This window comes from Massilia soli, assembly GCF_016809835.1.
GTDB lineage: Bacteria > Pseudomonadota > Gammaproteobacteria > Burkholderiales > Burkholderiaceae_D > Telluria_A > Telluria_A soli.
In genome coordinates this window covers 116,643-141,608 of sequence record NZ_JAFBIL020000005.1, presented here as the reverse complement: position 1 = coordinate 141,608, position 24,966 = coordinate 116,643, and the positions used below count along the sequence as shown (strand labels likewise).

General features: G+C 64.9%; 16 protein-coding genes and 1 riboswitch. Of the genes, 10 read left to right on the top strand and 6 right to left on the bottom strand.

Features of this window, described 5'->3' with window-relative positions:
• The first annotated feature begins 73 nt into the window (after window positions 1-73).
• The 5 genes from sppA to I4X03_RS13215 all read left to right on the top strand — a co-directional run bounded on the left by sppA (window position 74) and on the right by I4X03_RS13215 (window position 11,188).
• A complete protein-coding gene (sppA, locus tag I4X03_RS13235; RefSeq protein ID WP_223468708.1) occupies window positions 74-1,930 on the top strand; it encodes a signal peptide peptidase SppA in 1,857 nt (618 codons plus the stop codon).
• A gap of 240 nt (window positions 1,931-2,170) precedes the next feature.
• Complete coding sequence (locus I4X03_RS13230) at window positions 2,171-3,481, top strand: efflux RND transporter periplasmic adaptor subunit (protein ID WP_223468707.1); 1,311 nt, start codon at window positions 2,171-2,173, stop codon at window positions 3,479-3,481.
• Window positions 3,481-6,579, top strand: coding sequence for an efflux RND transporter permease subunit (locus I4X03_RS13225; RefSeq protein WP_223468706.1), 3,099 nt, complete (start codon window positions 3,481-3,483; stop codon window positions 6,577-6,579). Before I4X03_RS13230 ends, I4X03_RS13225 begins: the two co-directional genes overlap by 1 nt.
• The gene (locus I4X03_RS13220; RefSeq protein ID WP_223468705.1) at window positions 6,576-9,782 is read left to right on the top strand and encodes an efflux RND transporter permease subunit; all 3,207 of its coding nucleotides are present in this window, start codon (window positions 6,576-6,578) and stop codon (window positions 9,780-9,782) included. Before I4X03_RS13225 ends, I4X03_RS13220 begins: the two co-directional genes overlap by 4 nt.
• Window positions 9,783-9,790: 8 nt before the next feature.
• A complete protein-coding gene (locus tag I4X03_RS13215; RefSeq protein WP_223468704.1) occupies window positions 9,791-11,188 on the top strand; it encodes an efflux transporter outer membrane subunit in 1,398 nt (465 codons plus the stop codon).
• A 7-nt stretch (window positions 11,189-11,195) separates the two neighbouring features.
• Here I4X03_RS13215 and I4X03_RS13210 read toward each other — a convergent pair whose 3' ends face one another.
• Window positions 11,196-12,752, bottom strand: a complete 1,557-nt coding sequence (locus I4X03_RS13210) for a serine hydrolase domain-containing protein (protein WP_223468703.1) — start codon at window positions 12,750-12,752, stop codon at window positions 11,196-11,198.
• 146 nt (window positions 12,753-12,898) lie between these two features.
• Here I4X03_RS13210 and I4X03_RS13205 point away from each other — a divergent pair, with 146 nt between their 5' ends.
• Window positions 12,899-13,417, top strand: coding sequence for an SET domain-containing protein (locus I4X03_RS13205; protein WP_223468702.1), 519 nt, complete (start codon window positions 12,899-12,901; stop codon window positions 13,415-13,417).
• A gap of 132 nt (window positions 13,418-13,549) precedes the next feature.
• The gene (locus tag I4X03_RS13200; protein WP_223468701.1) at window positions 13,550-15,697 is read left to right on the top strand and encodes a S46 family peptidase; all 2,148 of its coding nucleotides are present in this window, start codon (window positions 13,550-13,552) and stop codon (window positions 15,695-15,697) included.
• A 54-nt stretch (window positions 15,698-15,751) separates the two neighbouring features.
• Here I4X03_RS13200 and I4X03_RS13195 read toward each other — a convergent pair whose 3' ends face one another.
• Window positions 15,752-17,701, bottom strand: coding sequence for an alpha/beta hydrolase family protein (locus tag I4X03_RS13195; RefSeq protein ID WP_223468700.1), 1,950 nt, complete (start codon window positions 17,699-17,701; stop codon window positions 15,752-15,754).
• A 167-nt stretch (window positions 17,702-17,868) separates the two neighbouring features.
• Between I4X03_RS13195 and pnuC the strand changes: the two genes are divergently transcribed.
• Complete coding sequence (gene pnuC, locus I4X03_RS13190; RefSeq protein WP_223468699.1) at window positions 17,869-18,471, top strand: nicotinamide riboside transporter PnuC; 603 nt, start codon at window positions 17,869-17,871, stop codon at window positions 18,469-18,471.
• Window positions 18,468-18,989, top strand: a complete 522-nt coding sequence (locus I4X03_RS13185; RefSeq protein ID WP_223468698.1) for an AAA family ATPase — start codon at window positions 18,468-18,470, stop codon at window positions 18,987-18,989. The genes pnuC and I4X03_RS13185 overlap by 4 nt, the downstream gene beginning before the upstream one ends.
• A gap of 49 nt (window positions 18,990-19,038) precedes the next feature.
• Here I4X03_RS13185 and I4X03_RS13180 read toward each other — a convergent pair whose 3' ends face one another.
• The 4 genes from I4X03_RS13180 to I4X03_RS13165 form a co-directional block, all read right to left on the bottom strand.
• Window positions 19,039-21,162 (bottom strand): TonB-dependent siderophore receptor, encoded by a 2,124-nt coding sequence (locus tag I4X03_RS13180; RefSeq protein WP_223468697.1) that lies wholly within the window; start codon window positions 21,160-21,162, stop codon window positions 19,039-19,041.
• Between the two features lie 81 nt (window positions 21,163-21,243).
• Window positions 21,244-21,342: riboswitch (TPP riboswitch) on the bottom strand.
• Between the two features lie 29 nt (window positions 21,343-21,371).
• The gene (locus tag I4X03_RS13175) at window positions 21,372-21,995 is read right to left on the bottom strand and encodes an NADH-quinone oxidoreductase subunit E (RefSeq protein ID WP_223468696.1); all 624 of its coding nucleotides are present in this window, start codon (window positions 21,993-21,995) and stop codon (window positions 21,372-21,374) included.
• Between the two features lie 9 nt (window positions 21,996-22,004).
• Complete coding sequence (locus I4X03_RS13170; protein ID WP_223468695.1) at window positions 22,005-22,532, bottom strand: SRPBCC family protein; 528 nt, start codon at window positions 22,530-22,532, stop codon at window positions 22,005-22,007.
• A 110-nt stretch (window positions 22,533-22,642) separates the two neighbouring features.
• Window positions 22,643-23,848, bottom strand: a complete 1,206-nt coding sequence (locus tag I4X03_RS13165) for an MFS transporter (RefSeq protein WP_223468694.1) — start codon at window positions 23,846-23,848, stop codon at window positions 22,643-22,645.
• Between the two features lie 100 nt (window positions 23,849-23,948).
• Here I4X03_RS13165 and I4X03_RS13160 point away from each other — a divergent pair, with 100 nt between their 5' ends.
• A complete protein-coding gene (locus I4X03_RS13160; protein WP_223468693.1) occupies window positions 23,949-24,869 on the top strand; it encodes a LysR family transcriptional regulator in 921 nt (306 codons plus the stop codon).
• Window positions 24,870-24,966 lie beyond the last annotated feature (97 nt).

Here is a 24,966-nt window from a genome sequence, read left to right as displayed (position 1 = left end):
TTGACAACGAAACCCGGTTTTCACGTACAGTGAAGGCCTGGTTCCACTGCCCATTTCAATCGCTGGAGTATCGATGTCTTTCAAGCCCCTGCATTACCTGCGCCGCGGTTTCGGCATTTTCTGGAATACGCTCGACGCGACCCGTCGCACCTTCTTCAACCTGCTGTTCCTGCTGCTGATCATTTTCCTCGTCTGGATCGTCTTCTTCGGCGGGGCCAGGCCGATCGCCAGCAAGACGGCGCTGGTGCTCGACCTGAAGGGCCGGCTGGTTGAGCAGCACAGCGGCACCCTGCGCGACACGCTGATGGCCAATGCGCGCGGCGAAGAGCGCCGCACGGTGCAGTTGCGCGATGTGCTGACGGTGCTTGACGCGGCGGCCAAGGACACCAACATCAGCAGCGTCGTGCTGCTGCTCGACGACCTCGAAGGCGGCGGCCAGGCCATGCTCAACGAGGTCGGCCTGGCGGTCGACCGCGTCAAGGCCGCTGGCAAGCCCGTGATCGCCTGGGGCGGCAGCTACGACCAGCGCCAGTACCGCATCGCGTCGCACGCCACCGAGGTGTACCTGCACCCGATGGGCATGGTGCTCATCGAAGGCATGGGCCGCTACCGCAACTACTACCGCGACGCGCTCGACAAGGTCGGCGTCACCGTCAACCTGATGAAGGTCGGCACCTACAAGAGCTTCGCCGAGCCGTTCATCGGCAACGGCCCGTCCGAGGCATCGTCCGAGCAGGACGCGGTGCTGTACAACGCGCTGTGGGCCAGCTACACCACCAGCGTCGAAAAAAACCGCAAGCTGCCGGCCGGCGCGATCGCCAAGACCATCGAGTCCTTGCCGGAGCTGATGGAGCAAGTCGCCGGCAACACCGGCAAGCTGGCGCTGCAGACCAATATGGTTGACGGGCTCAAGACCCGCGATGAAGTGCGCGACCTGATGATGGAGCGCGGCGCCCCCGATCTCGATCACGAAACGTTCCGCCAGGTGTCGTTCAATGAATACCTGGCGCGCCAGCGTCCGAAGATGCTGGGCGACGGCGTCGGCGTGATTGTGGCGTCCGGCGAGATCACCGACGGTAACGCCAGCCCTGGCGCGATCGGCGGCATGTCGACCGCCAACCTGGTGCGCCGCGCGCGCGAGGATGACCAGATCAAGGCGATCGTGCTGCGCGTCGATTCGCCGGGCGGCAGCGCCTACGGCTCGGAACTGATCCGCCGCGAACTGGAGCTGACGCGCGCCGCCGGCAAGCCGGTGGTGGTGTCGATGGGTAACGTGGCCGCCTCGGGCGGCTACTGGATCTCGATGGCGGCCGACGAGGTCATCGCCGACCCGACCACCATCACCGGATCGATCGGCGTGTTCGCCATTTTGCCGACCGCCGAAAAGGTGGTCGAGAAAATGGGCATCCATACCGCCGGCGTGCGCACCACGTGGCTGGCCGACGCCTACAATCCACTGCGTCCGCTCGACCCGCGCTTCGGCCAGCTGATCCAGAGCAGCATCAACCATATCTACAGCGAGTTCACCACCAAGGCCGCGCAGGCGCGCAAGACCACGCCGGCCAAGATCGACGCAGTGGGACAGGGCAGGGTCTGGACCGGCCAGCAGGCGCAGGAGCGCGGGCTGGTGGATTCGCTGGGCAGCTACGGCGACGCGATCCAGTCGGCTGCGAAGCGCGCCAAGCTGGGCGGCGACTACCGTGTCGCCTACATCGAGCAGGACAGCTCGCGTTTCGAGCGCGTGCTGCAGATGTTTGGCGTGTCGGCCGCACAAGCGGTCAATATCGAGGTCAAGCTGGGCCTGGCGCCAGTGGGCTTCCCGGCCGGTGCGATGGCCGGCGCGGCGCGCGACATGGCATGGCTGGCCGACCTGACCGAAGGCCGCAAGCCGTTTTCGGCGGTCACGCACTGCCTGTGCGGTACCCCATGAATCTTGTAGCGAGTTTGTAACGGCTTGTACGGCGGCCCGGTGGCTGCCGCCAGGCCCGATTCCCCTTGCGGCGGCCCTTCGGCCGCCGTTTTCGTTGGCGCCCGGCCTGGCCTTTGTAACGGCCGACCCGGTATTGACCGATTCTATGTGCGCTACAAGACATAGGAGTTTTCTGCTACATGCTAGAGTCTGGCGAAAATCACATCACTTTCCGTGACCGATCGCCCCACAAGGACCAGCATGGAACCACCTGTACTTCCCGCTCACACCACCCAGCCGGCAGCCGCCGCCAGCCGCCGCAAGAAACTCATTGGCAGCGCCATCGCGGTTATCGCGATGATCGCCTTGGGCTTGCTCGCCTGGTACCTGACCCGGCCCGATGAACCGCCCGCGCGCGCTGGCGGACCTGCCGCCGCCGGCGCCCAGGCCAGGCCCGGAGGTGGCGGCGGCGGGCGTGCGGGAGGCCGCGGCGGACGCGGGGCGCCGGCCACGACGGTTGGCGTCGCCACCGCCAGCACGGCCGACATTCCCGTCGTGCTCGACGCGCTTGGCACGGTGACGGCGGCGGCCACGGCCACAGTGCGTCCGCAAGTGTCCGGGATACTCCAGAAGATTCATTTCAGCGAGGGGCAGCTGGTCAAGGCCGGCCAGGTGATGGCGACCATCGACCCGCGCTCATTCGAGATGGCGCTGCTGCAGGCCAGCGGCACCCGCCAGCGCAACGAGGCCCAGCTGGAAAGCGCGCGCGTGACGCTGGAGCGCTACCGCACCTTGCTGTCGCAAGACTCGATCGCGCGCCAGGAGGTCGATACCCAGGCCGCGCTGGTCAAGCAGCTTGAGGGCACGATCATGACCGACCGCGCGGCGGAAGGCGTGGCGCGCCTGAACCTCAGCTATACGCAAGTGAAGGCGCCGATCACGGGCCGGGTCGGCCTGCGCGTGGTCGACATGGGCAACCTGGTGGGCAGCTCGGATGCCAACGGCATCGCCGTCATCACCCAGCTGTCGCCGATCGATGTCGAATTCGCGGTACCGCAGGACCAGGTGCCGGCGCTGCAGGAGCGGATCGCCAGCGGCGCGACCTTGCCCGCCACGGCGCTTGACCGCACCCGCAGCCAGGCGCTCGCCAGCGGCAAATTCGCCGCGCTGGACAACCAGGTCGATACCCAGACCGGCACCGTGCGCGCCAAGGCGCGCTTCGAGAATGCGAAACAGTCGCTGTTCCCGAGCCAGTTCGTCAATTTGCGGCTTGAACTGCGCACCATCAAGGATGCGGTGATGGTACCGGTGACAGCGCTGCGTCACGGCTCGGACGGCGATTTCGTCTACGTGCTCAACGCCGCGGACCGTACCGTCGCGGTGCGCAAGGTGACGCGCGGCCAGGCCACCGTCGACAAGGTGCAGGTCGCCACGGGCCTGAAAGTTGGCGAGCAGGTGATTACCGAAGGCGCCGACCGCCTGCAGGACGGCGCCAGGGTCACGCTGCCGGGCGATAAGCCCGCGGGCGCGGGCGGCGGCGAGCGCGGACGGCGCCAGCGGCAGGGCGCGTAATGAACCCGTCGGGTCCATTCATCGCGCGGCCGGTCGCCACGGCGCTGCTGATGCTGGCCATCGTGCTGGCCGGGCTGGTGGGCTTCCGCTTCCTGCCGCTGTCGGCGCTGCCGCAGGTCGACTTCCCGACCATCCAGGTGCAGACCTTGTACCCGGGCGCGAGCCCGGAAGTGATGTCGCGTACCGTCACCGCGCCGCTGGAACGCCAGTTCGGCCAGATGTCCGGCCTTCAGCGCATGAGTTCCACCAGCGCGGCCGGGGTGTCGATCGTGACCTTGCAGTTCGGCCTCGGCCAGACGCTCGACGTCGCCGAGCAGGAAGTGCAGGCGGCGATCAACGCCGGCGGCTCGCTGCTGCCGGCCGACCTGCCGGCGCCGCCGGTCTACGCCAAGGTCAATCCGGCCGACGCCCCGGTGCTGACGCTGGCGATTACCTCGGACACGATTCCGCTGACCGAAGTCCAGAACCTGGTCAACACCCGCCTCGCGCTGAAGATCAGCCAGGTTTCGGGCGTCGGGCAGGTGACGCTGAGCGGCGGCCAGCGCCCCGCGGTGCGCATCCAGGCCGACACCGACGCGCTGGCATCGTACGGGCTCGGGCTCGACACCCTGCGCAGCGCGATCAGTGCCGCCAACGCCAACAGCGCCAAGGGTAACTTCGATGGCCCGACGCGCTCCTACGCCATCAACGCCAACGACCAGTTGCTGGAAGTCGAAGGCTACAAGAACCTGATCGTCGCCTACCGCAACGGTGCGCCGGTGCGGCTGGAAAACGTCGCCACCGTGGTCGACAGCGCCGAGAACGTCAAGCTGGGCGCCTGGTCGGGCCTCAAGCCGGCGATCATCCTCAACGTGCAGCGCCAGCCTGGCGCCAACGTGATCGCCACGGTCGACGCGATCCGCGAGCGTTTGCCCGAATTGCAGGCCGGGCTGCCGGCGGCGCTCAGGCTGGAGGTGCTGACCGACCGCACCACCGGCATCCGCGCCTCGGTGCTGCATACCGAATTCGAACTGCTGCTGGCGGTGGTGCTGGTGGTGCTGGTGATTTTCGCCTTCCTGCACAGCCTGCGCGCCACCATCATCGCCAGCCTGGCGGTGCCGATCTCGCTGATCGGCACCTTCGGCGCGATGTACCTGCTCGGCTACAGCCTGAACAACCTGAGCCTGATGGCGCTGACGATCGCCACCGGCTTCGTGGTCGATGATGCGATCGTGATGATCGAGAACATCGCGCGCTATATCGAAAAGGGCGAAACGCCGATGGCCGCCGCCATCAAGGGGGCGTCGCAAATCGGCTTCACGATCATTTCGCTGACGGTGTCGCTGATCGCGGTGCTGATCCCGCTGCTGTTCATGGGCGATGTGGTGGGCCGCCTGTTCCGCGAGTTCGCGGTCACGCTGGCGATCACGATCCTGATCTCCGGCGTGGTATCGCTGACATTGGTGCCGATGATGTCGGCGCGCTGGCTGCGCAGCCACGCCGAGGAAAAGCCGGGCCGCCTTGCGCAACGCACCCAGGCGTTCTTCGACGCCGTCATCGTGCGCTACGACCGGTCGCTGACGTGGGTGCTGGCGCGCCAGGGCCTGACGCTGCTGGTGGCGCTCGGCACGCTGGTGCTGACGGTGGTGATGTACATCTGGATCCCCAAGGGCCTGTTCCCGACCCAGGACACCGGCCAGCTGCAGGCACGCATCGAAGCGCGCCAGGACATCTCCTACGACAGCATGGCCACGCTGCAGCAGGCCGCGGCCAAGGCCATCCTGGCCGATCCCGATGTCGAGTCGCTCAGCTCCAACGTTGGCGTCGACGCCGCCAACAACACGATGATGCACACCGGCCGCATGCTGATCAACATGAAGGAGTCGCGCTCGGACAGCCAGGCCGACATCATGGAGCGGCTGCGCCAGCGGGTCGCCGAGGTGCCCGGCGCCAGGCTGTATATCCAGCCGACCCAGGACCTGACCATCGACGCCGAGACCGGGCCGACCCAGTACCGGCTGTCGATCGAAGGGGCCAACGGCGCGGTCGTCAAGGAGTGGGCCAACAAGCTGGTGCAGCGCATGCGCCAGCTCGAGCAGGTGCGCAATGCGGTCACCGACGCCGGCGCCACCGGCTCGGCGGCCTATGTCGACATCGACCGCGATACCGCCTCGCGCCTGGGAATCACCGCCGCATCGATCGACGATGCCTTGTACAGCGCCTACGGCCAACGCATCGTGTCGACCATTTTCACCGAGACCAACCAGTACCGGGTGATCCTGGAGGCGCAGATGGACGAGGCGATGTCGCTGGAGGCGCTGGGCCGCCTGCAGCTGCGCACCGGCTCCGGCCAGAGCACGCCGCTGTCGGCGGTTGCCAGCATCACCGAACGTCCCGCGCCGCTGCAGATCACCCACGTGGCGCAGTACCCGGCCACCACCGTCGGCTTCGACACCGCGCCAGGCGTGCAGCTGGGCCAGGCGGTCGACGCGATCCGCGCCGCCGCGGCCGAGATCAAGCTGCCGCCATCGGTGAGCCTGACCTTCATCGGTGCGGCCGGCGCCTACCAGTCGTCGTTGACCAGCCAGCTGTGGCTGATCCTGGCCGCGGTGGTGTGCGTCTACATCGTGCTCGGCGTGCTGTACGAGAGCTACATTCACCCGCTGACCATCCTGTCGACGCTGCCGTCGGCCGGCGTCGGCGCGCTGCTGGCGCTGCTGGTCAGCGGGCAGGGGCTTGGGGTGATCGGCATCATCGGCATCATTCTCCTGATCGGCATCGTCAAGAAGAACGCCATCATGATGATCGACTTCGCCATCGAAGCCGAGCGCGAACAGGGGATGGCGCCGCGCGAGGCGATCCACCAGGCCGCGCTGCTGCGCTTCCGCCCGATCCTGATGACGACCTTGGCGGCGCTGTTCGCGGCGGTGCCGCTGATGCTCGGCTGGGGCGAGGGCGCGGAGCTGCGCCGCCCGCTCGGCCTGGCGATCTTCGGCGGCCTGATCGTCAGCCAGATCCTGACCCTGTACACGACGCCGGTCATCTACCTCGGCTTCGACAGCCTTGAGCGGCGCTGGACGCGCCGCTTTGGCGCCAAACCCGGCGAGGCCACGCCGTGAACCTGTCCGAGCCATTTGTCCGCCGCCCGATTGCCACTGTCCTGCTGACCCTCGGCATCGCGCTGGCGGGCATCGGCGCGTTTTTCGTGCTGCCGGTGTCGCCGCTGCCGCAGGTGGACTTTCCGACCATTTCCGTGAGCGCTTCGCTGCCCGGCGCCAGCCCGGACACGATGGCCTCGAGCGTGGCCACGCCGCTTGAGCGAAGGCTGGGGGTGATCTCCGGCGTCAACGAGATGACCTCGTCGAGCCGCAACGGCTCCACCCGCATCAGCCTGCAGTTCGACCTGAACCGCAAGATCGACGCCGCCGCGCGCGAAGTGCAAGCCGCGATCAACGCCTCGCGCGCCGACCTGCCGGCGACCTTGCGCAGCAATCCAACCTACCGCAAGGCCAACCCGTCGGACGCGCCGGTGATCATCCTCGCGCTGACGTCGCCGACCAAGTCGCCCGGCCAGATCTACGAATCGGTGTCCAACCTGGTGCAGCAGAAGCTGGCACAGGTGAAGGGCGTTGGCGAGGTCGAAATCGGCGGCGGCTCGCTGCCGGCGGTGCGGGTCGAACTGCTGCCGTACGCGCTGAACCGCTATGGCGTCTCCACCGAGAACATACGCGCCGCGATCCAGGCCAACAACCCGGCGCGTCCGAAAGGCGACATCGAAGTCAGCGACCGCCGCCTGCAGATTTACTCGCAGCCGGCCGGCGCCAGCGGCGGCCGCAGCGCCGCCGACTACCGCGACCTGGTGGTCGCGTGGCGCGATGGCGCGGCGATCCGCCTGTCCGACGTGGCCGAGGTGATCGACGGCGTCGAGAACGTCAATACGCTGGGGCTGTTCAATGGCCAGCCCGCGGTGATCGTGCTGATCACGCGCCAGCCCGATGCCAACGTCATCGAAACGGTCGACGGCGTGCGCGCCTTGCTGCCGGCGCTGCAGGCGCAGCTGCCGTCCGATATCAAGCTGCAGGTGGCATCCGACCGCACCCTGTCGATTCGCGCCTCGCTGCACGAGATCGAATTCACGCTGATGCTGTCGATCCTGCTGGTGGTGCTGGTCGTCAGCCTGTTCCTGCGCAGCGTGCGGGCCACGATCATCCCGGCGGTGGCCACCGTGGTGTCGCTGCTTGGCACCTTCGGCGTGATGTACATGCTTGGCTTCAGCCTGAACAACCTGAGCCTGATGGCGCTGACGGTGGCCACCGGCTTCGTTGTCGATGACGCCATCGTGGTGCTCGAAAATACCGCGCGCCATATCGAGCAGGGCATGGACCGCATGAAGGCGGCGCTGCTGGGCGCGCGCGAGGTTGGCTTTACGGTGCTGTCGATCAGCCTGTCGCTGGTCGCCGTGTTCATTCCGCTGCTGTTCATGGGCGGGCAGGTCGGCCGGCTGTTCCGCGAATTTGCCGTCACGCTGTCGGCCGCGGTGATGATCTCGCTGGTGATTTCCTTGACCACCACGCCCATGATGTGCGCCTGGCTGCTCAAGCCGGGCGGAATCGAGCGCCCGCAAGGCAGGCTGTCGCGCTGGGCCGAGCGCGGCTTTGCACGCGTACTCAAGACCTACGAGCACTCGCTCGACTGGGCGCTGCACAGCCTTGGCCTGGTGATGTTCATCCTGGCTTTCGTGATCTGCTTGAACGCCTACCTGTTTACCGCGATACCGAAGGGATTTTTCCCGCAGCAGGATACGGGCCAGATCAACGGCGGCATCCGTGCCGACCAGAGCATCTCGTTCCAGGCGATGCAGGAGAAGCTGCGCCAGCTGGTCGACATCATCCGCGCCGATCCGGCGGTGGAGACGGTGGTCGGCTTCACCGGCGGCGCGCGCGCCGGCGGCGGCTTCATGTTCATCAACCTGAAACCGGCGTCGGAGCGGGACGAGGGCGGGCAGGCCGTCATCGCGCGCTTGCGCCCGCAGCTGGCGCAGGTGACCGGCGTGTCGATGTTCCTCAATACCGTGCAGGACCTGCGCATGGGCGGACGCCAGAGCAGCTCGACCTACCAGTACACCCTCAAGAGCGATAACCAGGCCGACCTGAAGCTATGGGCCGGAAAGCTGGCCGAGTCGATGAAGCGCCAGCCCGCGCTGACCGACATCGACACCGACCTCGATGAAAATGGCGTCGAAATGTATGTCACCGTCGACAAGGACAGCGCCGCGCGGCTCGGCATCAGCTCGCGCGACGTCAACAACGCGCTTTACAACGGCTTCGGCCAGCGCCAGGTCGCGACGATCTACGATGAGCTCAACCAGTACAAGGTGATTATGGGCGTGGCGCAGCGCTATGCGCAGTCGCCGCAGGCGCTCGGGGACGTTCACGTGCCGGGCCGCGGCGCAGCGCCTTCCGCCACAACGGCCGGGCCGGCCGCCTCCGGCGCGACCCGCGATCCATCGACCGGGGCAGCCCTGGCCGGCACGGCCACCACGATGGTGCCGCTGCCGGCGATCGCCACCTTCGCCGAAAGCTCGACGCCAACCTCGGTCAACCACCAGGACGGCGAACTTGCCACCACGGTGTCCTACAACCTGGCCGAAGGCAGCAACATGCAGGATGGCGAGGCGGCGGTGCGCCAGGCCGAGGCGGACATCGGCCTGCCGGCCAACGTGCGCGGCAGCTTTGAAGGTGCGGCGCGCGCGGCGCAGGACTCGAACCAGGAGCAGCCGATGCTGATCCTGGCCGCCATCGTGGTGATCTACATCGTGCTCGGCATCCTGTATGAAAGCCTGGTGCACCCGATTACCGTGCTCTCGACGCTGCCGTCGGCTGGCGTGGGCGCGGTGCTGGCGCTGCTGATATTCGACATGGAATTCTCGATCATCGCGCTGATCGGCGTGTTCCTGCTGATCGGCATCGTCAAGAAGAACGCCATCATGATCATCGATTTCGCGCTCGATGCCGAGCGCTCGCGCGGGCTGTCGCCGCTGGAAGCGGTGCGCGAAGCCTGCCTGCTGCGCTTCCGCCCGATTTTGATGACGACGCTGGCCGCGGCGCTGGGCGCGCTGCCGCTGGCAATCGGCTTCGGCGAAGGCTCCGAGCTGCGCCGCCCACTGGGCGTGGCCATCATCGGCGGCTTGATCGCCAGCCAGCTGCTGACCCTGCTGACCACGCCGGTGGTCTACATCGTGCTCGACAAACTGCGCAGGCGCAGTCCGGCGGAGCGCCAGCTTGCGCGCCGCCCGGACGCGGCCGCGCCAACCACACCATGAGATACCCGATGACAGAGATTCCATTCGCCAGGCTTCACGCCATCGCCATCGCCGCCTTGCTGCTCGGCGGCTGCGCGGTCGGTCCGACCTACCAGCGTCCGTCGACGCCGGAGCCCGCGGCGTTCAAGGAAGCGGCGCCCGGCTGGTCGCCGGCGCAGCCGGCCGACATGCTGGAAAAGGGCCCGTGGTGGACCTTGTTCGGCGACCCGGTACTTAACCAGCTGGCAAGCCAGGTCGAGGTATCGAACCAGAACGTGGCAGCGGCGGTCGCATCGTATGCGCAGGCGAGGGCGCTGGTGCAGGCGCAGCGCGCGTCGCTGTTCCCCGAAGTGGGCCTGAATACCTCGGCCGACCGTTCCGGCGGCAATGACGTACCGGCCGAAAGCCGCTACCGCCTCAGCATCGGCGGCAGCTGGGAGCCGGATATCTGGGGCCGGCTGCGGGCGGGCGTGAGTGCGGCCAGTGCCGGCGCCGAAGCCAGCGCCGCCGACCTGGCGGCGGCACGCCTGTCGGCCCAGGGCGAACTGGCGATCAATTACTTCCTGGTGCGCGAAGCCGACGCCCAGCTGGCGCTGCTGGCCACCACCATCGAGGGCTACCAGCGCGTCTCGACGATTACCCAGAACCGCTTCAACGCCGGCATCGTCGCCAAGTCGGATGTACTGCAAGCCCAGACCCAGCTGGCCAACGCGCAAGGCGACCAGCTGTCGATCGCGCGCCAGCGCGCGCAGTTCGAGAACGCGATCGCCATCCTGGTGGGCAAGTCGCCGTCCAGTTTCAGCCTGGCCGCCGCTCCCTGGACCGCCGCGGTGCCGGACATACCGGTCGGCGTGCCCTCGACGCTGCTCGAACGCCGTCCGGATATCGCCGCGGCCGAGCGGCGCGTGGCCGCTGCCAACCAGCAGATCGGCATCGCGCGCTCGGCCTACTATCCGAGCATCGGCTTGAGCGGATCGTACGGCACCGGCGGCAGCAAGGTGGGAGACCTGTTCAGCGTATCGAATGCGCTGTGGTCGTTCGGGCTGTCGGCGGCGCAGAGCATCTTCAACGCTGGCGCCACGCGCGCCAGCGTGGCCGGCGCCGAGGCCCAGCACGAGGTGCAGGTGGCGCGCTACCGACAAACGGTGCTGGCGGCGTTCGGCGATGTCGAGAACCAGCTGGCGGCGGCGCGCATCCTGGCCAGCCAGCAGGTGCTGCGCAAGCAGGCGTCGGACGCGGCCGACCAGGTCGAGACCCAGATGCTGAACCGCTACAAGGCCGGCCAGGTCGGCTATTCTGAAGTGGTGCTGGCGCAGGCCAGCGCGCTGTCGGCAAGGCGCGCGCTGGTGCAGGTGCAGGCCGACCGCCAGGCGACGGCGGTGGCCCTGATCCAGTCGATTGGCGGCGGCTGGAAGGTGGGCCAGTAGCCGGGATTTACGGCTTTTTCGGTTCGCTGATATCGAGTTCCTGCAGCTTCGGAACACGCTCCGGCGTCAGCGTGAAGAACACCCGCCGGGTACCGTTTTCGCCGATGATGTCGAAGCCCCCGCGCAGCTGGTTGTCCGGCTTGAGCGGACCGATCGACTGAATTTTTCCGATTGGCGCCAGTTTCTCGCGCGCGGTCGTAATCCAGTCTTCGCGCGAGCGGTCCATGAAGAAGTTCTCGGCCGCGATATCGGCACCCAGCTTTTCATCCCATGACTGAATCAGCTGCGCCACCTGTTGCTGGCGTTCCAGCAGGATCGCCGACGGCTGCACCGCGCGGACCGGCAAGCCGCCCTTTTCGATCAATGTGGCCAGCACCTTCGACGTCGGGTTGTAGACCGGCCCGTAACGCAGGTTGGTGAATGCGATGACGCCAACGCCGTGCTCTGGCGCGAAGCGGAACTGGCTGCCGTAGCCAGGCAGCCCGCCGGAGTGGCCGACCGTCACCACGTTCTGGCTGTCGCGGCTCCAGGTCAGCCCGTAAGCATAGAAGCCGACGCGCGGATTGACGGTCTTGTCGTCGGTCGCCAGGGCTTTGGCCGAGAGGCCGGCGAACATCCGGGGCTGGTGCATTTCACGCACCGAGGCGCGCTTGAGCGGGCCGCTGTCGGTGCCATCGCGCGCCGGCCAGGCGTTCAGGTGGAAGGCGACATAACGCGCGAAGTCGTCCATCGTCGTAATCAGCCCGCCCATGGCGGCGCCGTCGCCGTCGCCCAGCACCGGCTCGGCAATCCAGCTGTCGCCCGCCCAGCGGTAGCCCTGGGCGAACTTGTCTTTCGCGATGCCCTTGTACTCCCATGCCGTGTCCTTCATCCCCAGCGGCAGCAGGATGTTTTTCGTGATGTAGTCCTGGAAGCGCATGCCCGACACCTTCGTGACGACCTTGCCCAGCATGATGTAGCCGAGATTGCTGTATTCAAAGGTGACGCCGGGCGCGTTGGAGAACGACAAGCCGGCCGCTGCCAGCCTGGCCAGCGCCGCGTTATCGACCGCCATCTGGCGGTCGCCCCACGGGTTGTCCTCGGGCAGGCCGGTGCTCATGGTCATCAGGTGGCGGATCGTCAGCACCGGCGAATCGCTGGTTGGCAGGCGAACGCCTCTCATCTCTGGCAGGTAGTTCGACACCGGATCGTCGAGCCGCAGCTTGCCGGCGTCGCGCAAGTGCAGCGCCGCCATGGCCGCGAAGCTCTTGGTCATCGACGCGATGCGAAACGCCGTGGCCGGGCTGGCCGGGACTTTGCCTTCCACGTTGGCGTACCCGATCGAGCGCACGTGCACCAGCTTGCCGTCCATGACGACCCCGTAGACCAGGCCGGGCAGGTGCTGCGCGGCGGCCAGCTCGGCGTACATCTTGTCGATCTCCGGCAGCAGCGCTGTGACGCGGGCGGCGCGGCCGCTGTCGGCGAAGGCCGCCGGCGCATGGGCCGGCGGCGCGGGAGCCGCCATGGCGCCGGTGACCGTCATCAAGACGAGGAGGGAAGTGGCAATGCTGCGCGATCGGTTCATGCGGTGTCCTTGTATGTTGGGGGCAGCGAAACGGAATGGGCGTGCAATGGCAATCATACAAGTTCATTCGTGAACCGTGTGTGTCATGCTGCCGCCAATGTGGTGTAATGCACATCGAGCAGCGCCAACCTCTTTTCTTATCCCAGATGACCACGAAGACCAAACCAGCAGCCGCCGCGCGCGCCGACAGCCTCCCTTACGTTGTCCGGCGTTCCAACATCCACGGCAACGGCGTGTTCGCGCGCCGGAACATCCGCGAGGGAGAGCTGATCGACGAGTACCTGGGCGAGCGGATCGACTGGGACGAAGCGAACCTGCGCGCCGAACAGGCGCACGGCCCGGTCAACCACACATTTTTCTTCTCGCTGGCAGATGGCCGCGTGATCGATGGCGGCAGCAACGGCAACGACGCCCGCTTCATCAACCACGCGTGCGAGCCAAACTGCGAAGCGCAGGAAGACGACGGCCGGGTATTCATCTACGCCAGGCGCGCCATCGGGCGCGGCGAAGAACTGAACTACAACTATGCGCTGGTGTATGAAGAGCGCCACACGGCAGCGGTCAAGCGCCAGTTCGCCTGCAACTGCGGCACGCCCGGCTGCACCGGCACGATGCTGGCGCCCAAGCGCAAGGCGAAAGCCAAAAAGCCCGCCGCGAACGGCTGAACCGCCGGTTCCGCGGGGGCGTGAATGCGCCGTTTTCCGGGCGGCGCGCGTCAATACGGCGCGACGAAATCATTTCCAGTCAATTGCAACAGCGATATACTCCCCGCTTGCTTTCTAAAACTGGGGACTATCTTGTTCAAATCCATCGCATTGCCTGTCGCTCTGCTGGGCGTATTCGCCGTTGCGCACGCTGACGAAGGCCAATGGCAGCCGCACCAGCTGCCGCAGCTTAAATCCGAACTCAAGCGCATCGGCATCACCATCCCGGCTGAAAAGCTGACCGACCTGACCAAGCATCCGATGAGCGCGATCGTGTCGCTCGGCGGCTGCTCGGCCTCGTTCGTGTCGCCCGATGGCCTGGTTGTCACCAACCACCACTGCGCCTACGGTGCGATCCAGCGCAATGCGACGCCGGAAAAGAACTACATCGTCAACGGCTTCCTCGCCAAAACCCGCGCCGACGAACTGCCGGGCGGCCCGAACACGCTGGTGTACGTGACCGAAAAGGTCGAGAACGTCACTGACCGGGTGCTGAACGGCTTGTCGCCGACGATGTCCGGGCGCGAGCGCAATGAAACCGTCGACAGCCGCGTCAAGGCCCTGATCGCCGAATGCGAGACCGACAAGGCCTACCGCTGCTCGGTGCCGAGCTTCCACCGCGGCCTCGAGTACTACCGCATCCGCCAGCTGATGATCCGCGACGTGCGCCTGGTGTACGCGCCGTCCGACATGGTGGGCAACTTCGGCGGCGACGTCGACAACTTCGAATGGCCACGCCAGACCGGCGACTTCGCTTTCCTGCGCGCCTACGTCGGCAAGGACGGCCGCCCGGCAGATCCATCGCCTGACAACGTGCCGTACAAGTCGAAAGACTTCCTGGTGGTGTCGGCCGAAGGGCTGAAGAACGGCGACCCGATCCTGCTGGCCGGCTACCCGGGCCGCACCAGCCGCTACAAGCTGCCAGCCGAGATCCGCTTCGCGCGCGACGCCAACTTCCCGCTGCGCGTGGCCGACATGCAGGCCGACCTGGCCGTGATCGCCGCCGCCACCAAGGGCAACGCGCAGTCCGACGTGCGCTACGCCAGCGTGGTCAAGAGCATCAACAACGTACTGAAGAAAACCCAGGGCCTGCTGGACGGCTTCGCGCGCAAGGACATCGCCGCGATCAAGGACGTGCAGGACGCCGAATTCCGCGCCTGGTTCAACCAGCCGGCCAACCAGAAGGGCGCGTCGAAGACGCTGCTGGCGGACCTCGACGCGGTGATCGCCGCCGACATGGCGCTGTCGGAAGAAGAGTTCGCGTATTCGGTCGCTGCCAACAGCGACCTGCTCAAGAGCGCGCGCACGCTGTACCGGCTGGCGCTGGAACAGCAAAAGCCAAACGCCCAGCGCGAAAGCGGCTACCAGGAACGCGACCTGTCGTTCATCAAGGCGCGCCTGACCCGCCTGGAGCAGTCGTTCGTGCCGGCGGTGGACCAGGCGCGCTTCAGCGCCTCGCTGCAGCGCTATGCGAAGCTGGCTGCCAAGACCCACCCGCAAGGCCTGGACGCGCTGCTGCCGGCGCCAGACGCGGTCGGCGCGCTGTACCAGCAGACCAAGCTGGGCGACACCGCCCAGCGCCTCGCATGGATGAGCAAGGACCCGGCCGCGTTCAGGGCCTCGGACGACGCCTTCATTCAGCTGGCCGTCAAGATGCATGACGTCGCCATGTCGATCGAGAACCGCCGCAAGGAAATCGACGGCAACCTCGAACGCGTGATCCCGCAGTACATGTCGGCCGTGATCGCATGGAAGAAGTCGCAGGGCAAGCCGGTCTACCCGGACGCCAATTCGACGCTGCGCGTGACCTACGGCACCGTCTCGCCATACTCGCCGCGCGATGGCCTGGTCAAGGGTCCTTTCTCGACGGTGCAGGGTATCGTCGAGAAGCACACCGGCGCCGATCCGTTCATCGCACCGAAGAACCTGCTCGCCGCGGTCAAGGAACAGCGCTATGGCGTGTTCAAGGATCCGGTGCTGGGTACCGTGCCAGTCAATTTCCTGTCGAGCGCGGACACCACCGGCGGCAACTCAGGTTCCGCGGTGATGAACAAGCGCGGCGAACTGGTTGGCCTGAACTTCGATTCGACCTATGAGTCGATCACGAAGGACTGGTACTTCGACAGCGCCATCACCCGCGCGATCCACGTCGATATCCGCTACATGCTGTGGATTATGAAAGAAGTCGACCAGGCGGATAACCTGCTCAAGGAAATGAAGATCAAGTATCCGGCGAAGTAAACAGCCGGGTTGATCAACAAGGGCCGCCAATTCAGCGGCCCTTTTTCATTCCAGCTAGTTGCCGATATGCTTCGCCAGGAAGCCTTCGAGCTTCTCATAAAATCTTTTGCGGTTTTCGGTATCGTAGAAGCCATGCCCTTCGATATCGTCCAGCATCCATTCCGGCGCATTGCCAGCCTTGATCAGGGCGTCGCGCATCATTTCAGCCTGGTCGAGCTGAGTGGTTTTGTCCTTTTTGCCATGCACGAGCAACACCGGGATCTTGATCTTGTCGGCATGTTGCGTCGGTGAGTACTTTGCCAGCATGGCGGGGTCATTACCCATGGTCCGGGTGATGTAGTTCTTCCCCATCTTGTCGCCGACCATGCTGTCCTGCTTGAAGCGGCTCGGCAAGTCGTAGCGTCCTGCGAATCCGACGCTGCATTTGAACATCGACGGTTCCCGGATAGGCAGCATCATCGCCGCGTAGCCGCCGAAGCTGCCGCCGTAGACGCAAACACGGCTGCTGTCGATGTCGGGACGCGTCGCAGCCCACTTCACGCCATCGATCAGGTCATCCATGATCTTGCCGCCGTATTCGCGGTAGCCAGCCTTCTCAAAACTGAGGCTGCGTCCGCCGGAACCCCTGAAATTGACCTGCAACACCGCATATCCGCGGCTGGCAAGGAACTGGGCATCGGTATCGAAGAACCAATCATCTTCAACATCGAACGGACCGCCGTGGGGCAGAAGTACCATCGGCAGTTTTTTTCCAGGTTCCGCTTTCGGGAGGGTGAGGTAGCCAGCGATTTCGAGGCCGTCACGCGCGGTGAAACGAATGGGGACGCGTGGCGCCATGCGTGCCGGATCGATCTTTTCCATGTTAGAAAACAGCAGGTCTGCCTTGCCGGTCCGTTTGTCGAATACGTAGAACGAACCTGGGTCGCGGTCGCTGCTAACGGAAAAAAGCAGTGCCTGCCCATCGTCCGAAAAGTTGATGAAGTTGACATACGCGCCGGGGAACGATGCGGACAAGGTCTTATGCAGTGCCGCCTCAGGCGATGCCGGGTCGAGGTAGGTCAGGGTGGGAATGCCAACCGATTTGGACACGGCAAAAGGAATTCTTGCCGACGTGTAGTGAATACCGCTAACGCTGGCGAATGGATCTTCAACCAGTGTAGTTCGCTTTCCGGTTGCAACTTCCTCACGCACGAGTATTGCCGGTCCATCATTCACGTGCTGAAGCGCAAGGAACGATGCATTATCCGTTGAAAAGGCGATCGGGACGAAACGTGAACCCAGGTTTTTCTGGTCGAGCTTATTCCATTTTCCCGTTGCGAGGTCACGGCGGAACAGCGTCGGGTCGGCTTGCTCGTCGAGACCAAATGCGAAGCGCGGCTCGTCATGTCGATCGCTCAGGAAGCTGACATCTGGCTCTGAAATGTCCGCCAGCAGCTTCCGGATGGCATTGGTCGTATTGATGTCATATAAGAAGCTGTGATTCCCGTCGAACAGGTGCGCGCTGACCTGCACATGCCCATCGCGTGCCATCGGAATGTGATTGATGATCCCATAACCGTAATCGTTACCGTAGCGCTCGCCCCGGCTCGATTGTGCGCGCGCTTTATATCCGTACAGGTATTGCTGATTTTTGCCGTCAAGGTCGACTGTCACCAGTTCGCCGGTTGCGACCGGTCTTTCGCGCTCGCCAATCTCAAGTCCTTTGCGCACGATCAGGCGGCGGTTCGTCAGCCAGAGAAAGTTTACAGGTACCTCGAAACCCTGCAATGCGATCCGGCTGACTGGGTCGAGCGACGGCAGCTTGAACACGGTCATTGTCGGGATCATGCGACCGTTGCGCATGATGCGGACGTTGACCGCAATATGCTGACCATCGGGGGAAATGCGCGGCTGGCTGAATGTTTCTCTCTCAACGAACGCTTCGATTGGCACCAGGGCTGGGCTCGCAGCCCAAGCCTGCGTGACTATGGCTGTCCAACACGCCAGCGCAAAACGAAATTTCATAAGCACGCTTCCACGGAGTTAAGGTATCTTGCGATGTTACCAATATTTACTTATGCATAGCGGGTATTTCGTGCCCTTGCATGCAGATGCCCTGTCGAGAGATAATCCGCCCGCCCAGTTGTTTAATCGTAAGCAACACCGAACGGGCTTGCCACCTATCCCCCCTGATGAACGATTCGATCCCCTTGCTCGGTTTCACGACCACCCCGCTTGAACTAGTTTCTTTCGTACTCGCGGTCATCACAGTTGTGCTCAACATCCGCCAGACGCATTGGGCCTGGCTGTTCTCGATCCTGTCGTCGGCGACCTATGGCGTGGTGTTCTTCGGCGCGCGGCTGTACGGCGATATGGCCCTGCAGGTCGTGTTCATCGCGGTGTCGGTCTGGGGCTGGTACATGTGGCTGTACGGCGGCACGCGCCATGAGCCGCTGCATGTCACCCACCTTGACCGAAGTGGAAAGCTGTATTCCCTCGGCGCGTGGCTGGTCGGCTTTGTTTTGATCGCGCTGTTCCTGCGCACCTGGACCAACACCGATGTGCCGCACATTGACGGCTTCCTCACTGCCGGCAGCCTGGTCGGACAGCTGCTGCTGTCACGCAAGAAGGTCGAGAACTGGCACGTCTGGATCGCGGTCGATGTCCTGTATGTCGGCCTGTATGTCTACAAGGGCCTGATGCTGACGGCGATTCTGTACGCGGTGTTCATCGTGCTGGCATGGATCGGGCTGCGCACCTGGAGCAACATCGCGCAACAGGAGGTGAAGGCATGAGCGGTGTTTTACGCGTAGCGATCCTGGGCGCGGAGTCGTCAGGAAAATCGACCCTGGCGGCGGCGCTGGCCACGCACTTCGGCACCGTCTGGGTGCCCGAATACCTGCGCGAATTCGTCGACACCAGGGGGCGCGTCCCGCAGGAGCACGAACAGTTCGATATCGCGCGCACGCAGCGCGAGCGTGAGGACGCGGCCATGCAGCAGGCCAAGCGTTTCTTGTTCTGCGATACCACGCCGTTGATGACCGCGATCTACAGCCGGCATTACTGGGGCAGGGTGGATGAGGAGCTGGGGGATCTGGAACTGGCGCATGACTACGCGTTCACTTTGGTGACCGCGCCTGACAGTCCGTGGATCCCGGACGGCCTTCAGCGCGAGTCGGAGGAAGTGCGCCAGGCCGTGCATGAGGAAGTGGTGCAGACGCTCGACGAGCGAGCTATTCGGTTCATGCTGGTCACTGGCAGCCTGCCCGAGCGGGTGCTGCAGGTGGACCGGTTCCTGAAGGTGGCCGTTTAATCAGCTCGGCGGACGAGGCCGGAGGCCGTCATCCGCCGGCTTGACTCACTTAAAAGTCGAACTGCGCCGACACCCTGAACGTGCGCGGTGCACCCGGCAGCAGGTAGCCGCCCAGCGCCGGCGTCACATCGCGCCAGTAGAACTTGTCGGTCACGTTCTGCACGCCAGCGCGCCATGTGATCCGCGTATCCATGCTGCCGGTTTCGTACGCGGCGCCCAGGTCAAGCGTGTGATACGACGGCACGAACACCCGGTTGTCGACGTCAAACGCCTTGCGTCCCGCGTACTGCCACACGCCGTTCACGCTCAGGCCATCCACGCCCGGCACCGCGTATTCAACCCACGCGGTCGATTTCAGCTTCGGCACATTGGTCACGCGCTTGCCGTCCATGCCCGGCTGGCCGGTGCCGGACTGCTCGGTATCGAGCGCGGCGACCGACACGGAATACTGCAGATTGCGCGCTGCCTTGCCCTGCACGCCAAGCTCCACGCCGCGATGCTCGGCCTCACCCGCACGCACATAGGTGGAGGTGATGCCATCGGCGTTGGCCTGCGTGTACTCAAGCCCTTTGGTGACCTGGAATACGGCCGCCGACACGTTGATGCTGTTGTTGATCGCGCCCTTGACGCCGAACTCCAGCTGTTTCGAGCGGCTCGGATCGAGCGCGCGGTTGGCGTTGGTGGTTTCGATCGGTGCGATGCCGCCGTGCTCAAGACCGTGCGCCATGGAGCCGTACACGGTCCAGTCCTGGGTCGGGTTGTACACCAGCGCGACATTCGGCAGCGTGAAGCTGGTGTCGCTCGGATCGACCTCGAACTCGGTGCGCTTGACTTGCACATGACGCACGCCCGCATGCAGCTTGAACTTCTGCGACAGCGTCAGCACGTCCTGTGCGAACACTGAGCGCTCATTCTCCTTCCGGCGTTCGAATACCGGCCCGGTCGTCCGGCTGTCCGGCGCGGGCGGTACGATCACGTTCTGATAAATGTTCGACGAGCCAGCGTAGTCGTACACATAGTCGCCGAAACGATCGCTGCGGCGGAACAGCGAGCTGCCGATGGTCAGGTCATGCGCGACCGCGCCGGTGCTGAACTTGCCCTGCAAAAGCGCCTGCGCGCCGAACGGGGACTTCGATTCGCCAACGCTCTGGTAGTCGTAGACGTCGTAGTCGCCGTTCGAGCAGTAGCCCGGATAGAAGCCGTCGCCTTCATTGCTGCAGCCGTAAGGGAAGGCGGTGTAATCGTCGCGCTGGAACTTGTGCTTGTTGGCCGAGATGCTGGCGCGCCAGCCGTTGGCGAACAGGTACTCGAAACGCAGGCCGACGTTGGTGCTCTTGGAGTCGACCGGCTTGGTCCACGGCTGCGCGTTCAGCAGCGTCTTGGCCGACACGCCGGTTGGCAGCAATTCATTGCGTATCAGCTGATAGCCAGGCGCGGTGATCTGCGACTTGTGCTGGTAGTCCATGTCCAGCTGCAGCAGCGCCGCCGGGGAGATCTGCCAGTCGAACGCGCCTGAATAGAATTCGCGTTCGCCATCGGCGCCTTTGACATACGAGCGCAGGCGTTCGGCGGCGGCGTTGATGCGGTAGCCGAAGCGCTTGTCGTCGGAGCGGCCGCCCAGGTCGATCGCGCCATATACATTGCCGCGCTCCTTTACTTCCACCGTCGCCGAGCGCAGTGGCGCATTGGTCGGGCGCTTGGTCACGTAATTGACGATGCCGCCGGGCGCGGCGACGCCAGCCTGCAGCCCAGCCAGGCCCTTGAGCACTTCGATGCGTTCCTTGTTTTCCAGCGGGATCTGGGCGTCGGCCGGAATCGCCATGCCGTCCTTGCGGTAGCTGGAGCTGTTGTCGAGCGTGAAGCCGCGGATCGAGAACTGCTCGGCGTAGCCGACGGCGTTGTACGAGTCGCTGATGCTGGCGTCGAATTTGGCGGCGTCGGTGGTGGTGCGGATGCTCAGGTCCTGCATTTGCTCGCGGCTGATCGCGGTGATCGAAGCAGGCGTGTACAGCAGCGGCGTTTCGGAGAACCCGCCAATGGCGGCGCGGCTGGTCGCGACCGACTGGCCGGTAATGACGACCTCTGGCATGGTCTCTTGCGCGTGGACGGAAAGGGCGTAGGCCTGCAGCAGCGCAAGCGCAATCGCAGATTGTTTCAGGTGTGGTGTCAACATGGGTGTGCTCGTTTTACGCGCTGCAAATGCTGCGCGTAGCTTTAAAAAGCCGGAGCCAACGTGGGGGAGCAAACAAAGAGGGAAACAGACTTTGCGCTTTCCTTCGCTGGCATTATCCAGATCAGGTACGAAGGGTATCTCTCACCCGGAACTTGCGTTCCAGGACCCCTAGCGAAATGCGATTTTATCACGAACGGGGTGCGCGCGGCCTACTTGATGCGGCACTTACCGGTGGCAACTGCCTTCACGAAAAAGGGCAGGGCAAGCAGGTTGCCCATTCCGATTTTCACGCCACCAACATCGATAACCGGCGGCGTGTGCTTCATCGAATCGCTGCCAAGGCAGTAGGGAGTGGTAGCGTCTTCGACGTCGGCTGCGAACTGCTCGTGCCTGGTTCTTCCGCGTCCCGATTTGACGAATTTTTGGGTGTCTTCCAGCGCCTGGCGTTCGGCCATGGCGACCTTGATCGCCGTTCCCATCACGGCTTTGTCGAACGATGTCGCAACAACGCTGTTGGGCGTGTCAAACGGGTCGGCGGAATCGGACTCAAGAATCGGTTCGGCCGCGGGTACAGGCGCAGATGTGTCGCGCAGCGGTACGGCAGCGGCGGGGGCGCGCTTGCGGTGCGCCGGACGTGACGCCGCCGATCTGGGCCGCGCCGGCGACGCCGGCGCGGCCTCGGCGACCGGCCTGGCCCATACCAGCGCCATGCGCGAAGGGTCCGGCGCATCGGGAAGGGATTTCGGCTGCCACAGGAACAGTGCAACGAAGGCCGCATGCAGGCATAGCGCCAGCGACAGCCCGGTGAGGCGCCCGCGCGCGGCAACTGGCATGAGGCGGCCTTAGCGCTCGGCCGCCGCCTTCAGCTGCGCGAGGCCTTTCTCGAAGTCGCGGCCGACCAATTTGTCCATGCTGGTGAACACGCTCATGATCTTGGTGATGAACATCATGGGACCGTTCATGGTCCAGTTGACCGTGGTCAGGTCGCCGTTCGGCACCAGCGCGAAGTCGGTGATGTTCGTCGAAGGGATGGGCTCGATGAACTCCAGCTTGATGGTGACCTTGAAGGGCAGTTCCTGGCCGGTGATTTCCATGCGGCCCTGGCCGACATCGCTGTTGCCTTTCCATGCGTACACCGCGCCGGTGCCGCTGGCCGCGCCGCTGAATGTGCGCTGCATCGCCGGGTCGAGTTTTTCCCACGGCGACCAGCTTGGCCAGTTGCGGAAATCGTTCACCAGCGCGATGATTTTCTCGGGCGGGGCCTTGATCGTGATGCTGCGCGTGACGGTAAAGGTATCCGGCTGCATCGCGGCCAGGCCGAGGATGACAGCGAAGATGACGACAACGGCGATAACGAGTTTTTTTAGCATTTTTGTCCCTCAGGTCGTGTTGGCGGGCGTCGCACCCGAGCCGGAAGAGTAGCATGATTGACCAGTTGGGTTGAAGCAATTCGAGTGGCAAAAATGGATGGCGCAAGCCCTCAGTGCGCGCCCGCCGTGCGCGGCCCGCCGACCCTGGCGTCGATGCCGTCACGGCGGTCCAGCCAGCCGGCCAGCGTGGTCAAACCGAGGGCGCCGACGACCACCAGTGCGCCGATCCAGGGCGTGGCCATCAACCCGAGATGGGTAACGATCAGGCCGCCGCCCCAGGCGCCGATCGCGATGCCGACGTTGAAGGCGGCGATGTTCAGCCCGGAAGCCACATCCACCGCGTTCGGCGCGTCGCGTTCGGCGCGCTGCACCACATACACCTGCAGGCCCGGCACGTTGCCAAAGGCGACCGCTCCCCACGCCAGCACGGTGGCCACCGCCAGCCAGGGATTCGCGGCGCTGAAGGTCAGCACCAGCAGCACGATCGCCAGCAGCGAAAACACCACTTGCAGCGCGCGGATCGGTCCATGCTTGTCGGCCAGCTTGCCGCCCCAGATATTCCCGAACGCGACGGATACGCCGTACACCAGCATCACCAGCCCGACGCTCGACGGCGCGAAGCCGGCGACCTCCTGCAGGATTGGTGCGAGATACGTGAAGGCGATGAACGAACCGCCGTAGCCGAGCGCCGTGATCGCATAGACCAGCAACAGGCGCGGCTTTTTCAGCACCGCCAGCTGGGCCATCACGCTCGATGGCTTGCTGTTGGGGATGGTCGACGGCACCAGCCACCAGCTGCCGGCGATGGCGACCACGCCAAGCAGCGACACCGCAAGGAAGGTCGCTTGCCAGCCGAACGTCTGGCCGATGAAGGTGCCGAGCGGGACGCCGGTGACCAGCGCCACCGTCAGGCCGGTGAACATCAGCGCGATGGCGCTCGCCGCTTTCTCGCGCGCCACCAGGCCGGTCGCGATGGTCGAGCCGATCGAAAAGAATACGCCGTGCGCGAGGCCGGTCAGCACGCGCGCAGCCATCAGCGCCTCGTAGTTGGGCGCGATCCAGGCCAGCAGGTTACCGGCGGTGAACAAGGCCATCATTCCGAGCAGCAACTGCTTGCGCGGAATGCGCCCGGTCAGCGCGGTCAGTACCGGCGCGCCAACGGCAACGCCGAGCGCGTACAGGCTGACCAGCAGCCCGGCCGACGGGACCGACACGTTCACGCTGGCGGCGATGGTGGGAATCAGTCCGACGATGACGAATTCGGTGGTGCCGATGGCGAAGGCGCTCAGCGCGAGTGCCCAGAGTGCGAGTGGCATGTGTTTCTCCTGTTCCAAGTAAGCGATGACGCAGTGTGAACGCTTGCGGGGAAGAGAAAAATGGGTTGCCGTACAATACACTTTTGACTGGGAGTCACGAATGCTGAGTGTTGATGCGCTGATTGCGTTTGCCGCGGTCATAGATACGGGGTCGTTTTCGGCTGCCGCCGAACGGCTCGGCCAGACGCCCTCCGGCGTCAGCAGGACCATTTCGCGTCTGGAAGGCCAGCTTGGCATGACCTTGATCCAGCGCACCACCCGCCGCCTCGACCTGACGGAAGAAGGCCAGTGGCTGCTCGAACGCGCGCGCCGCCTGATCGCCGACCTGGAAGACACCGAGGCGCAGGTCGCCGCGCGCCGCTCGCAGCCGTCGGGCCTGGTGAGGGTGAATGCGGCGACGCCGGCGCTGACCCATATGCTGGCGCCGCTGGTGGGCGACTTCCTTGACGCCTACCCGTTGATCCGCCTTGAACTTGCCAGCGGCGAGACCTTCGTCGACCTGATCGAGGAGCGCGCCGACCTGGCGATCCGGATCGGCAACCTGACCGATTCGACGCTGAGCGCACGCCAGCTCGGGCAAAGCCAGGTCCGGCTGCTGGCGTCGCCCGCTTACCTTGCGCGCCATGGCATGCCGGGCAGTGTGGCCGACCTGGCGGCGCATCGCCTGCTTGGCTTCACCGCGCCCGCATCGCTGAACATCTGGCCGCTGGCCCACGGCGGCATCGACGGGTTGCCGGTCGCGCCGGCCGTGACGGCGTCGAGCGGCGAAACCCTTCGCCACCTGGCGTTGTCGGGCGCCGGCATCGTGCGCCTGGCCGACTTTCTTACCTCGAACGATGTGCGTCGCGGCGCGCTGGTGCCGGTGCTGGCAGGGGCCACGCTGGCGTGGTCGGAGCCGGTGTGGGCGGTGTTTTACAAGCAAGGCGCGCTGGCGCCGCGGGTGGCGGCGCTGGTCGATTTTCTGGCGCGGCGTCTGCGCGAGGTGCTTGATCCGGCCACCATCGGGAAATCGAATTTGTAAAATAGCAACACTTTACAGTTCACCTGCACGGCAGAGTTACTACATGCCTAAGTTGTTGAATTTACTCGCGAAATAATTGTTGGCGTGAATCTTGCTA